Below are 13,191 nucleotides of genomic sequence, written 5' to 3'. Positions count from 1 at the left end.
TAATTAAGAAGCTATCACGGCTTTATTTACAATTTTACCATCGACCATGGTAAGCTTCCTATCGGCCATTTCGGCCAGGTCTTCATTATGCGTAACAATAACGAAGGTTTGTCCAAATTTTTCCCGTAGTTCAAAAAATAGATTGTGAAGCTTATCCGCACTCTCAGAGTCTAGATTACCGCTTGGCTCATCGGCGAAAATTATTGAAGGATTATTTATCAGAGCTCTTGCTACGGCAACCCGCTGTTGCTCGCCCCCCGATAATTCGGCTGGTTTATGAAGATAACGGTCTTTGAGGCCTAAGAAATCCAAGAGTTCTTTAGCGCGCTTTTCAGCATCAGGCTTTGAAGTTTTTTTGATAAATGCAGGCAAACAAACGTTCTCTATGGCCGTAAATTCTGGAAGTAGTTGATGAAACTGAAAAATAAAGCCTATGTGTTCGTTCCTAAACCGGGCCAACTCCTTGTCGTTTAAGGAGCTGGTCTCCGTATCATTTATCAACAAACTGCTGTCTTTCCTGTTAGATTGCACATCCAATGTGCCAAGAATCTGTAAAAGGGTTGTCTTTCCTGCTCCTGAAGCACCAACGATGGAAACTATCTCACCTTTTGTAATGTGTAAATCAACACCTTTAAGTACTTCTAAATCTCCATAGTATTTATGAAGGTTTGTTGCTTTTATCATTTAAATTTGTCTAAAGAGTGAAATTAGCGAATGGTGTGGACATGGCAAAATATGAGAAGCCGACCATATTTCAATTTAATCTCTTGAAGAAAATAATATATGGAAATTAAATGCCCACACTTTTTATCTATTGTTTTCGGGTCGTTGAAATTTTAACGTATTATTTTGGCTGAAATGTAGTGCTTGAATAATTAAATCTTTAAATTTGTTTAAAGATTAATTGAAAAATTTAAACAAAATAAATGTCTCCTTATAGAAATTTAGAAGAATACAACTTAGAAATCACGGATGAGGTTAAAAATAGATTCTCATCCATCATCGATGAAATTGGAGAAGATGTTTCTCGAGAAGGTCTTGTCAAGACTCCTGAACGTGCTGCAAAAGCAATGCTTTTCTTAACGCAAGGATACAAGCAAAATGCCGAAGAAATATTAAAAGGCGCCATGTTCAAGGAGGATTATGATGACATGGTTATCATAAAGGATATAGAACTCTATTCTTTATGTGAACACCATATGTTACCATTCTTTGGTAAAGCCCACGTAGCCTACATTCCTAACGGACATATTGTCGGGTTGAGTAAAATACCTAGAATTGTTGATGTTTTTGCGAGAAGACTTCAGGTACAGGAAAGGCTAACGCATGATATTCTGGAGTGTATCAACAATACGCTAAAGCCCAAGGGTGTGGCCGTAGTAATTGAGGCATCTCATATGTGCATGATGATGCGCGGTGTGCAAAAACAGAATTCTGTTACGACAACTTCTGGATTTAGAGGTCAATTTGAGAAAATAGAGACGAGAAACGAATTTTTGAAATTGATCAGTTCTAATTTATCGTAATCTTATACTACTGCTGATAGCCCCTTTGTTATAAGCTTTATATTTGTTTTTGGCATCTTTGTTGTACTATAACAACAGAACATTAATATTTGCACATGTCTAAAACAAAAGATAAAAAATATAAAAATTTATTCCTGGGCCTACTTTTTGATGGAATTGGAATGCTCTCGTTCGCCGTGCCTTTTCTAGGTGATTTCTCGGATATTCTTTGGGCCCCTTTGTCCGGCTGGTTAATGACCCGTATGTATAAGGGTAAAATTGGTCAGGCTGCTGGAATCATTACCTTTATAGAAGAGATAATTCCAGGACTTGATGTTATCCCTACTTTTACTATAATGTGGCTGTATACATACATTTTCAAAGGCAGCAAGAAGGGTAGGACTATAGAGGTTTAGAAACCGCCATGAAATTCGCTAAAAAGTGTAACTTTAAGACATATCTTTTACGCCTTGGAAAGAAGAAATTTTATTAGAAAATCAAGTATAGGCGCATTCTCTGCGTTGCTTGGAGTAGATATTGTTTATAAGGAGTTGATGCCCGAAGGATATCTGCCAATCGCACTACAAGATACAGACCCCTTTAAATTATTTCATAAGCATCCGGAAATGGTGGTTTTAAATGATAAACCATGGAATATGGAAGCCCAAGCACATTTATTGAATGACGCCGTTACGCCTAATAAACACATGTTCATTAGAAATAATGGCTTAATTCCTGAGCACATTGATAGTACTAAGTGGAGCCTAAAGATTGATGGAGAATCGGTAAAAAATTCCAAAGTGTATTCGCTCCATGACCTAAAGACCAAATTTAAACCCTACACTTACCAACTTACACTAGAATGTGGAGGAAATGGCCGTAGCGAATTTAATCCACCGGCCAAGGGAAATCAATGGACAATTGGTGCTGTTTCTTGCGCAAAGTGGACTGGTGTGAGGTTAAAAGATGTGTTGGATGACGTTGGAATAACAGACAATGCCGTTTATATCGGTTACCATGGAGCGGATATTCACTTAAGCCGTAACCCTAATAAAAAGCCCATTTCTAGAGGAGTGCCAATAGCCAAGGCAATACAAGAAGAGACGCTTCTAGCTTATGAGATGAACGGCAAAGATATTCCTTTGGCCCATGGTTTTCCATTACGATTAGTAGCGGGTGGTTGGCCAGCTTCTGTTTCGGGAAAATGGTTAACGGGAATTAGTGTGCGCAATAAAGTGCATGATGGTGAAAAAATGGGCGGTAGCTCTTATCGGGTTCCTTGTGAAACGGTAGCTCCCGGTGAGAAAGTTGCGGATGAAAACATGTGTATTATAGAATCTATGCCGGTTAAATCCCTCATTACCCATCCAAAGACAGGAGCGATAATCAAAGGGGATAGTAATTTAACCATTAAGGGACATGCATGGGCCGGCGAGTTGGAAGTTTCTAAATTGGAATACTCCATTGATTTCGGAAACTCATGGAAAACCGCACAATTAAAAAAACCAATAAATCGTTTGGCGTGGCAACATTTTGAAGCTAGGGTTTCATTTCCTAAGACGGGATATTATGAGGTTTGGGCAAGGGCAACCGATACTGCTGGAAAAAAGCAACCTATGATACTTCCGGGATGGAACCCTAAAGGTTATTTAAATAATGCTTGTCATAGAATAGCGGTAAAGGTTGTATAAATGGGCGATAGAAATAAAAAAACCAATAGAAATAGTTACGGATTGGTGATTGCTTTACCTCTTATATTATCTGTTGGTGTTCTATATTTTTTTTATGTAGAACATCCAACAGAATTTATGGATAAGGCTCCGGATAACATTTCAGGAGGGGAGGAGGTACTTAAAGCTGAAAATCCAAACGCTATAGTAGACGGTATTCACGTAAGAACAGGTTTGTTGGAGGCAGAAGGGTTAATGACCGTTGTTAATAATTGTACTACATGCCATTCAGCTCAATTAGTTACACAGAACAGAATGGGTAGGGCCCAGTGGGAAGCAACTATAAGATGGATGCAAAAAGAACAAGGGTTATGGGAATTAGGAGATAATGAGGAGATTATAATAAATTACCTGACTACAAATTATCCTGTTCTGAAAAAAGGTCGGCGACAAGCACTCACTGCCATTGATTGGTATAATTTAGAAGAGTAGGGGATGCAACAATTTTTAGAAGCGTTTATTTCTGCGGTAAAAGGAAGTCTTCATTGGACATGGAAGTCCATTATCTTTGAAGTACCCTGGTACATCAATTATTTCTGGGGCCTAATATTGATTTCACTTTTGGTATGGGGTTTAGAAATACTATTCCCATGGAGAAAAAACCAGTCTATCTTTCGAAAGGACTTTTGGCTAGATGGTTTTTATATGTTCTTTAATTTTTTTCTCTTTAGTATAGCTATAAGTGGTGTTTATAAAGTACTCGAACTAGTTTTCCGTAGTTATAAAATTAAAATGGACAGTATCGCGGTTATAAACCTATCAGATATGCCAGGATGGCTTCAACTGGCTACGTTCTTTGTGCTCTTGGATTTCGTGCAGTGGTTTACCCACATTTTGCTTCATAAATATCCTTTCTTATGGCAATTTCATAAAATTCACCATAGTGTAAAGGAAATGGGTTTTGCAGCACATTTGCGCTATCATTGGATGGAGAATATTTTTTATAAGCCCTTGAAAACTATCGCTGTAATGCTTCTGGGAGGTTTTGAGCCTGAACAGGCTTACATTGTACATTTTATAGCCATTGCCATTGGCCACCTTAATCATTCCAATATCAAATTATCGTGGGGTCCTTTTAAATATCTATTAAATAATCCCGTGATGCATTTATATCATCATGCTTATAAATTACCTGAGGGTAAATTTGGAGTTAATTTTGGTATTAGCCTTAGTCTTTGGGACTATATCTTTAAAACAAACTACATCCCTGAAGAGAGTGGACAAGTTCTTTTAGGCTTTGAAGGGGACGAAGAAATTCCCACTAGCTTTTGGAAACAAATAACCTTCGGTTTTGGAAAATCAAAACCGAAGGATTTATAATTCTAATTATTCTACTACTACATTGAATGTTTGTGCAATATCGGTCTCTCCTCCTGCATCGGAAAGGGTACCATCATTTGGTTTTTTCGGCTCATGACGTAAGGTTACCTGTAAAGTACCGTTCCCAGCGTCTCCGGTAGTTAAAGTGAACAAAATTCCCAAGGGATTTCCGTCACCATCTTCGTCGGCATAATCAGCACTAGTTAAGCCACCTGTTGTAGCAAAGAAAAACTGGTGTTCATCATCTTCTTCAGCAACTTCTAAGGTTACATCTTCAGCGGGAGTTTCCGTCTCGTTCAACAGTTCTATGCTTCCAGCATATACAGTGTTGGCAGCCAAATTACCTGATATATCAATTATAGGAGCGTTAGGACCGTCACCATCTAAATCTTGTGATTGTAAGGTAATGTTTCCACTTGCCGCTGTGAGTGTTATGTTCATGGTGGTAATAACTTCTTCCTCGTCCACTGCTTCCGGGTCGTCGTCGTCATTGGAGCAGGAGAATGTAAGTAGTCCTACTGTCAAAAGTGCAAGCACTGTTTTTGCATTGAAATTCATGTTTAAATTAGCAATTGTTTTCATAAAGGATTTAATTTAAATTAATAATTATAGATTAGACGTAAACTTATATTCCTACCTAAATCATCAACGAAATAGCGTTGGCGATTTAAATAGTCTCGGTAATTTGTGTTTAATAAATTAGTGGCTCTTAAGCCTATTTTAAAATCGTTATCATTGGTTATGGTAAATGATGTTTCTATATCCAAGGCCAGTAAGTGGTAAGCTTCTGGTGGCGTATTAATGTTCAGCGCTACCTCTTGTTGTTGCTGTGGTGAAAAAACTTGAATATTCGGTGGGAACCTTTGTTGCTCAAAAACATACTGACTTTCCAAAGAGATGTTCAGGTTCTTCAACTTAGAATTGATATAACTTATAACGTTACTTAAGTTAGCGGCGGGAATATTGATCAATGGAATATCGGTTTCCCTATCCGTTCCGCGAACCCACGAAAATTTATGGTCCGTTCTAATTGCGGAAGACCATTTACTATATATAGCGGCATCTATTCCTAGAAGTTGGGCATTGGTTTGGCGGTATGACCACACTGGGAAGGCACCTCGTATGGTAAACTCTACTTCTGTTGGTTCCAAAATTATAAAATCGTTTATACTGTTAAGGAATGGCGCAATAGTATAACCCCAGTTATTTCCTGTCTTTTCAAGAGATACCGATATTTTAGAAGCGGATTCACTTTTAATCCTTAAATCCCCGAGTTCTATCCGAGCTGCAGAGTGGTGGAGGCCATCGCTGAACAATTCTGATGGGTTTGGTGCTCTTTGTGAAAAGGAGTAGTTTAAACGAACAAGATCATTACTTCTAAAATTATATTTTAATCCTCCTGTAGCTGACACATTGTGATAATCAAAAATTGGATTGGTCAATAATTGGGTGCCTAAATCATCTATCACCAAATCATCAAAATCAACATCATAACCACGTTCTTCCCAGCGAGATGTCCTGTAGAACTTCTTAGCATTTATGCGAGTAAAGTCATATCGTAAACCTGCATCGAACGTGATTTGAGGATTAATTTCATATTCAGCAATAGAAAAAATACCAAAATCATATTTGTCATAATCAGGTATGAGTCTTCTAACACCGGTCGCCGGATTGGCAAAATTAGATTGATACCTGCCTAAAAGCCCAATTTTGAGGTCTACATCTTTGTTGGAGTCAATTTTTATGTCAGTAGATAACGAATGCGTCGTAAGCCTTAAATCTATTGATGCTTTGTTGGCATCATCACCAACACGCACATCATATTCCAATCTGCGGTTTCTTTGAAAATCATACTGTACGGACCATTTTCCTAAACCCTCGAAACGTCTATAATAGTTTAGTTTTCCAAGATGATGGGTTACTTCTTGATTGGGTCTAATGATGTCATAACTAAAGTTATTGATAATACTTGGCTCTTCGCTATTAATTGCTTCTATTAGGTCATCTACGTTACCAATATGTGAGGCTCTTAAAATTCCTATATCGGAATCAAATAGTGAGTAGTAGGCTTCCCATCCCTGAACGAAGTCACGTTTACCTATCGTAAAAGCAATACCTTTTTCTTGAATACCCGTATTGGACAATAAGTAGTCGGGCGCCTCCAAGTCACCTAACCTTTTGTAGGAACCTTGTCCTTTTATGTATAACCCGGATTTATAAGATTTTACCAAAGTAGAAGTTAAGTTGCCGCCACGACCATTGGAAAAGAGGTTCATCTGGGTTTTCCCATAGAGTGAATCACTTCGGATTACCGCCAAAGGATTCATAATAATAACACCACCAATAGCATCTCCGCCGTATTCCAATGCTGCAGCACCTTTAATTATACTAATGTTCTGATTGGCATTGATATCCACATTTGGCGCGTGTTCTTCCCCCCATTCCATATCTTGCATACGAACATTATTGTTCAGTATAAGTATTCTACTTCCGTTAAGGCCTTGTATCACAGGTTTTACAATGTTTGCTCCCGTATTTAACGAGGAAACGCCGGTCATTGTCTTTAAGGCATCACCCAAACTAGCCCCACTGAACTTTTCTACATCTTCTAAGCGTAGTCTGTCTTCTTGAGCAGATGTCGTAACATTGTCCGCAGTGCCGGTAACCTTAACCTCATCCAACTCCTCTAAATGATGTTCCAATCTGATTTTTTCATAGGTATCACCCTTGATTCTAACAGTTTTAAATTGTGACTTACAATCCGGGTGTGATACCTCTAGTTCTATAACACCATTGCAGACATCTTTAAAGGTGAATTTGCCTTCGGCCGAGGAAATGAGTTGTTTGGAGGTGCCCGTAATGGTCACAGTAGCACCGGACAAGGGACTATTGTCATGAAAATCGACAATCTCCCCTATTAAAATGGAGCTACATTCTTGAGCCATTAGGGTATTACCAAATGCAAAGGCAATAAATAGAAGTATACTATATTTCATTAAAAAGTAATTACGCTTAAATAAGTCAATGAAGACGCATTGACCATAACTTGTTCGTGCAGATTACCCTACTTGCGGGGGTGGTCTACCAAAGAAGCTATTGCGTAAGAAGAAAGAAGAAATAGTTATGTCTTTAATGACCGGTTGTTCATTAAAAGCACATAAAGGTACTGTGGTAGTACTTGCTAGTGGTACAGGTACAATAAAATCTATATCCGGATTCTCAATAGCCAAATCGCAGATAGCGCAGTTCTCAACGGAGTCTTGAGTAGTATCTTCATGGGTATAGACGTGGAAAGACGATACTTTAAGTACCATCAAAGCAAACAATAGGAATGCTATACTATTTGAAATAAATTTCTTTTCCACATTGCGAAAATAAAGAAAGCGACAGATATTTTTGTTAAAGAAAACTTAACTCTTATCCTTCAGTAGAAAATTCAGCCCCATTCTGCCCAACATTTTCTTTTCAAAAGCCCAAAAGAATTTAAACTGACCAAATAACCAACCATATATCACAAGTAATAGTTGATAAAAGGGGAATATGAGTAAAATGCGCAAAATCCAATACAAGGTTTGACCCCACCATTCTTGTGCGAAGTTACCTTTATCCATTCCAATAAAAGAAAGGAACGGCTTTGCGACATAAACAGAGGAAGAACCTGTAATAGCAAAAACGATAAATATAATAATCAGCTGAAAATTACTTGTAATTCCCCAGCGTTCCTTTAATTTTTCCATGGCTTTCTAAAGCAGGTAAAGGTACTTCTTAAATGCGAGGAACAAAAGGTCCTAAACGCTGGTTATATTTCCTTTGAAAAAAAATAAAGTAATTGTATAATTTATAATTAACCTCGTAACCATAGTCTATGCCGGGTTTATAATCTATTTGCATTAAATATAGGTTTGGGTCGTAATTATTCGGTGTCATCGCTCTTTGATTCCAATTTAGCACTAATAACTGATTTCGATTCTCTAAGAAGGTTTTGGAATAGTAGCCTTCTGGTCTAGCAATGGAGTTTAACCATGTATAGAAACCTGGGTCGATGATAATAATCTCATATTCCGTTTCTTCATTGGAAATTTTAACGGTATCGCCCTCGACAGCCGCAAAAGCTTTTTTTTCTTCTTCTGAGATGGTTAGGGATTCTTTAGAGCTTCCGCAATTGGATACTAAAAGAAGACCTGTAAAAATCGTTAGAACTGTGAAGATTTTTCTCATTGTTATTTTCTTTTTCATCCCCTTAAGATACAAAAAAAGCCATTTGCTATTGCAAATGGCCTCTGTTAAAATAAGTTAAGAATTTTATTTACCGAATAATCCACCAAGAAGACCACCTAGCCCCCCTTTTTTCTTATTACTTCCCATAACCATACCTGCTACGTCGTCCAGAATACTTCCATCTCCATCCGCATCTAACAAAGTAGTAATTAGGCTTTGGTTTTCTTGAGGTTGACCACCAAGCATACTACCCAACAGGGCGTTCATTCCGTTTGAGTCGCTAACGTTGCTTTGAGCCGTTTGCTTTCCTAAGAAGCCCATTACAATTGGAGCGGCTATTTTCAATATTTGGGCTACTGAACCTGCGTCCAAACCAGATTTCTGGCTAAGCGCATTTTCTACTTGTGGCTGTTTGTTTCCGAAAACGTGACCTAGTATTCCTGCACCGTCCTGCAATACGGAATCATCAACACCACCTCCAAAAAGACTTCCCAAGTCATTTAGAATGCTACCGTCATGTTTTCCGGATAAGGCACTCATTAACCCCGCAGCTCCATCCGGAGAGGAAACGTTCTTTTTCATAGCTCCTAAAAGTAAGGGCATTGCCATGCTCAATACATCTGCTGTCTTATTTTCTGGCTGTTGTGTCTGACCAGCAACTCCGCTTATTAATTGTTTGCCCATTGGGCTGTTTAGTAAATCTAGTAATCCTGACATTTTATTAGTTAATTTAATGTTTAGTGCGTAATGTACAAAAAAAGACTTTGAAAACGTTAAACAGCTATTTTAACAATTTGGTTATTTGTGCTGCTAACTCCAATCCTATCCTATCCTGCGCCTCTCCTGTAGCGGCACCAATGTGCGGTGTAAGCGAAATACTAGGATGCATTAAAATACGTATTTCCGGACTAGGCTCTGATTCAAAGACATCTAGACCGGCAAAGGATACTTTCTTATTTTCTATAGCATCGATTAGGGCGACTTCATCAATAACCCCACCTCTTGCCGCATTTATTATTCCAACACCGTCCTTCATCATTTCAAATTCCTTGGCCCCTATGACATAGTCTTTTTGAGCAGGAACATGAGTCGTAATGAAATCTGAATTTTGAAGTAACGATTCCTTATTCGTACTTTTTAGTTGGAAGTCAATTTTTTGGTCATCAAAGAACGATAACTGCAACTTGCATTCTTCGAGGTAAGGATCGTGATAAATCACCTTCATTCCCGCGCCAAGCGCAATTTTCGCTGTGGCTTGACCAATTCTGCCAAATCCTATGATACCAAGAGTGCTGCCTCTTAGCTCCCTACCTTTTCCGTAAGATTTTTTAAGTTGTTTAAACTTGGTGTCTCCATCTAGCGGCATGTTTCGGTTTGCATCGTATAGAAACCGCACTCCACCGTATAAATGCGCAAAGACCAGTTCCGCAACGGATGAAGATGACGCTGCCGGAGTATTGATAACGTGAATCCCTTTGCTCTTTGCGTAAGTCACATCAATATTATCCATACCTACGCCTCCACGACCAATTAGTTTTAAACCCTTGCAAGCGTCTATAAGGTCTTTTCTTACTTCTGTGGCGCTTCTCACCAAAAGACCAGTTACCTTTTTTTCGTTGATAAAGTTGGACAGCTGCTCCTTAGCCACATTGGTGGTGAAAACCTCAAAACCTTCTTTTTCTAAAGCTGTTATTCCTGACTGCGATATTCCGTCGTTTGCTAGAATCCTCATGACTATCCCTTACGTTCCATTTCACTCATTACATCTACCAAAACACCTACGCTATCTAAGGACAGAGCGTTATACATACTTGCTCTGTAACCACCCACTGAGCGATGACCATTTAAACCATTGATACCCGCTTCGTAAAGCATGTTGTCAAAGGTCTCTTTTAAAGCTTCGTCGGTGATGTTGAAAGTGGCATTCATTAAAGAGCGGTCGGCCTTACTGGCATAACCTTCGAAAACAGGATTTAAATCAATTTCCGAATAGAGGAGTTGTGCCTTCTTTTCATTGATTTCTTCAATTGCAGAAATACCTCCTATATTTTTCAGCCATTCTAAAGTAAGCATAGAAGTATAAACGGGAAAAACCGCTGGCGTATTGAACATGCTATCCTTACCAATGTGAACTTGATAATCTAACATTGATGGTATTTTTCGGCTAACTTTACCTAAAACGTCCTCTTTGATAACAACTAAAGTTGTACCGGCCGGACCCATATTCTTTTGGGCCCCAGCGTAAATTAAATCGAACTGTGAAAAGTCTAGTGTTCTAGAAAAAATATCCGAACTCATATCACAGACTAGCGGTGCATCCGTCTTTGGAAACTTCTTTATCTGTGTGCCGAAAATAGTGTTATTAGAGGTTAGATGTAGATAATCTAGCCCGTCAGGAACGGTATATCCCTTTGGGATATAATTGAAATTCTCATCTTTTGATGACCCAACCTCAATAATTTCACCGAACAATTTCGCTTCCTTTATGGCTTTGTCACTCCAAGTTCCCGTATTCAAATAACCAGCTTTTTTCTCTAAAAGATTGTAGGCCACCATGAGAAATTCCATACTTGCCCCACCATGTAAGAATAAAGCTTTATAACCCGTTCCCTCCAGGCCTAGCAATTCTAAGGCCAAAGCTCTGGCTTTCTCCATTACGGCGACAAAATCCTTACTACGATGTGATATTTCTATTAATGAAAGTCCGGAACCGTTGAAATCCATTACTGCTTCTGATGCTTTGAGCAGCACTTCTTTTGGTAAAATACAGGGTCCGGCACTAAAATTATGCTTCTTCATTGTAATTATAATTTAAGATGTTAAAGGTCAGGAATTTGAAGATAAGAACGGTGATGTATTCAAAAATTTTCTAGGATGTTTTTAACAGGAATTCAACAGTGTCTATTCCATCCGCATAGTCGGACAGTGAGGGGCTTTGTGTTTTTCCAAACGGAATTTCCGCTGTTGTGAACCCGGAAGCGACTACGCACTGAATAGCTTCCGCATCCTTCTGAAGTCGTTCTTTGACAGTGGCCTTCGAATCATAAGTTTCATAAAAAACCGAGGCAATGGGTGAGGCGTGACTTTTATCTTCCTTCAGAAGTAAAAATCCGTTATCCAGAATTTTAAATTCGCTCATTAAGTAAACGGCCTTGTTATAATCGTAGTTATTGGCATACTTGGTTTGGTTTACAATGTCCCTGTATCTGAACATCGCCTTAAAGAATTTATCAAAATCATAGTCCTTGGGTACAAACAGTTTAGAAACACTTCTACATCCTAAACCATAATACCTGAAAATATCCTCACCAAGTGCCTCCAACTGAGCATTTGTTTCATTCCCGTTTAGCACAGCTACAGAATTTCTATTCTTTCTAATGATATTCGGTTTTTTACCAAAGTAATATTCAAAATATCGAGCTGTATTATTGCTTCCTGTTGCTATCACCGCATCAAAGTCGGTCAAGCGCCCCTCAGTAAAGGTGATGCTATCTTTAAAAGAAGTTTCTATATCAATTAAGTATTTTGCTATAAGCGGAATAAGCAAGGTGTCATTACTGGATAGTTTTATAATTGCTTTGTTTCCGGTAATCAATACGGAAAGCAAATCGTGAAAACCGACCAAGGGAATATTACCGGCCATAATCAGTGCAACCTGTTTGGTTTTATTCTTTCTTAAATCGTAAGAAGCTAACCATGTCTCTAAATTTTCTCGGGTCAAGATTATACCCCACTGCTTAAAAGCGAAAAGTACGTTCTCTCTGGTAAACCAGCCGTTATGATGGCGAACGCTATCGGCAACTTCGTTGAATTTGTTAATCCATTTGCTATGCGTGGTTTCAGCTACCTGCCCGTTAGATGTAAAATCACAAAATAAGCGGAGAAATTCTCCAAGTTTAACAAAAGCTTCTACGTTGGGGTTGGACTTGGTCATTATATTTGTAAAAGGAAGTATTAGGAATTACCTTTGTGCAAAAATAAGCATGTCCAGAACTTTTTTGGATATTTCATAAGAAAAAGAAAATCATGGCTATTATAATAACAGACGAATGTATCAATTGTGGGGCATGTGAACCAGAATGTCCTAACACGGCAATCTATGAAGGTGCTGATGAATGGAGATACAGTGATGGTACTTCTTTAGAAGGAGACGTGGTACTGCCAAACGGAAAGGCCGTAAACGCCGATGTGGTCCAAGAACCGATAAGTGATGAAGTATATTATATTGCGCCGGATAAGTGTACGGAATGCATGGGCTTCCATGAAGAACCGCAATGCGCCGCTGTTTGCCCAGTAGACTGTTGTGTGCCGGACGAGGATAATGTAGAAACGGAAGAGGTCCTGTTAGGGAAACAGGCTTTTATGCATCCAGATGGATAATAGTAAGATATAAAGTAAAAATTTTCTAGCTCGATGTT

At 38.6% G+C, this 13,191-nt stretch carries 16 protein-coding genes; 6 read left to right on the top strand and 10 right to left on the bottom strand.

Annotated features, from left to right (window positions below; translation table 11 throughout):
• Positions 1-3: 3 nt before the first annotated feature.
• A complete protein-coding gene (locus tag EJ994_RS05230) occupies positions 4-684 on the bottom strand; it encodes an ABC transporter ATP-binding protein (protein ID WP_126591532.1) in 681 nt (226 codons plus the stop codon).
• A 242-nt stretch (positions 685-926) separates the two neighbouring features.
• Here EJ994_RS05230 and folE point away from each other — a divergent pair, with 242 nt between their 5' ends.
• From folE to EJ994_RS05205, 5 genes are all read left to right on the top strand, one after another.
• A complete protein-coding gene (folE, locus tag EJ994_RS05225) occupies positions 927-1,526 on the top strand; it encodes a GTP cyclohydrolase I FolE (RefSeq protein ID WP_126591531.1) in 600 nt (199 codons plus the stop codon).
• Between the two features lie 95 nt (positions 1,527-1,621).
• Entirely contained in the window at positions 1,622-1,921 is a 300-nt protein-coding gene (locus EJ994_RS05220) for a hypothetical protein (protein ID WP_126591530.1), read from the top strand.
• A gap of 54 nt (positions 1,922-1,975) precedes the next feature.
• The gene (locus EJ994_RS05215) at positions 1,976-3,196 is read left to right on the top strand and encodes a sulfite oxidase (RefSeq protein ID WP_126591529.1); all 1,221 of its coding nucleotides are present in this window, start codon (positions 1,976-1,978) and stop codon (positions 3,194-3,196) included.
• Positions 3,197-3,667, top strand: coding sequence for a monoheme cytochrome C (locus EJ994_RS05210; RefSeq protein WP_126591528.1), 471 nt, complete (start codon positions 3,197-3,199; stop codon positions 3,665-3,667).
• 3 nt (positions 3,668-3,670) lie between these two features.
• Positions 3,671-4,555, top strand: coding sequence for a sterol desaturase family protein (locus tag EJ994_RS05205; RefSeq protein ID WP_126591527.1), 885 nt, complete (start codon positions 3,671-3,673; stop codon positions 4,553-4,555).
• Between the two features lie 6 nt (positions 4,556-4,561).
• Here EJ994_RS05205 and EJ994_RS05200 read toward each other — a convergent pair whose 3' ends face one another.
• The 9 genes from EJ994_RS05200 to EJ994_RS05160 form a co-directional block, all read right to left on the bottom strand.
• Entirely contained in the window at positions 4,562-5,137 is a 576-nt protein-coding gene (locus EJ994_RS05200) for a type 1 periplasmic binding fold superfamily protein (protein ID WP_241240857.1), read from the bottom strand.
• Positions 5,138-5,154: 17 nt separating this feature from the next.
• The gene (locus EJ994_RS05195) at positions 5,155-7,551 is read right to left on the bottom strand and encodes a TonB-dependent receptor (protein ID WP_126591526.1); all 2,397 of its coding nucleotides are present in this window, start codon (positions 7,549-7,551) and stop codon (positions 5,155-5,157) included.
• A 63-nt stretch (positions 7,552-7,614) separates the two neighbouring features.
• Complete coding sequence (locus EJ994_RS05190) at positions 7,615-7,920, bottom strand: hypothetical protein (protein WP_126591525.1); 306 nt, start codon at positions 7,918-7,920, stop codon at positions 7,615-7,617.
• 45 nt (positions 7,921-7,965) lie between these two features.
• Positions 7,966-8,292 (bottom strand): DUF6787 family protein, encoded by a 327-nt coding sequence (locus EJ994_RS05185; protein WP_126591524.1) that lies wholly within the window; start codon positions 8,290-8,292, stop codon positions 7,966-7,968.
• 28 nt (positions 8,293-8,320) lie between these two features.
• Positions 8,321-8,773 (bottom strand): DUF6146 family protein, encoded by a 453-nt coding sequence (locus tag EJ994_RS05180; RefSeq protein WP_126591523.1) that lies wholly within the window; start codon positions 8,771-8,773, stop codon positions 8,321-8,323.
• A gap of 84 nt (positions 8,774-8,857) precedes the next feature.
• The gene (locus tag EJ994_RS05175) at positions 8,858-9,490 is read right to left on the bottom strand and encodes a DUF937 domain-containing protein (RefSeq protein WP_126591522.1); all 633 of its coding nucleotides are present in this window, start codon (positions 9,488-9,490) and stop codon (positions 8,858-8,860) included.
• 64 nt (positions 9,491-9,554) lie between these two features.
• On the bottom strand, positions 9,555-10,505 hold the full coding sequence (locus tag EJ994_RS05170; RefSeq protein WP_126591521.1) for a D-2-hydroxyacid dehydrogenase: 951 nt from the start codon (positions 10,503-10,505) through the stop codon (positions 9,555-9,557).
• Positions 10,506-10,507: 2 nt separating this feature from the next.
• On the bottom strand, positions 10,508-11,572 hold the full coding sequence (gene serC / locus EJ994_RS05165; protein WP_126591520.1) for a 3-phosphoserine/phosphohydroxythreonine transaminase: 1,065 nt from the start codon (positions 11,570-11,572) through the stop codon (positions 10,508-10,510).
• 70 nt (positions 11,573-11,642) lie between these two features.
• Entirely contained in the window at positions 11,643-12,707 is a 1,065-nt protein-coding gene (locus EJ994_RS05160; RefSeq protein WP_126591519.1) for an acyl-CoA reductase, read from the bottom strand.
• 92 nt (positions 12,708-12,799) lie between these two features.
• Here EJ994_RS05160 and EJ994_RS05155 point away from each other — a divergent pair, with 92 nt between their 5' ends.
• Positions 12,800-13,153 (top strand): 4Fe-4S dicluster domain-containing protein, encoded by a 354-nt coding sequence (locus tag EJ994_RS05155; RefSeq protein WP_126591518.1) that lies wholly within the window; start codon positions 12,800-12,802, stop codon positions 13,151-13,153.
• Positions 13,154-13,191: the final 38 nt, after the last annotated feature.

Source organism: Maribacter sp. MJ134 (assembly GCF_003970695.1).
Taxonomy (GTDB): Bacteria; Bacteroidota; Bacteroidia; order Flavobacteriales; family Flavobacteriaceae; genus Maribacter.
The sequence above is the reverse complement of the archived record's forward strand: the minus strand, read 5'-3'. Positions and strand labels throughout refer to the sequence as shown.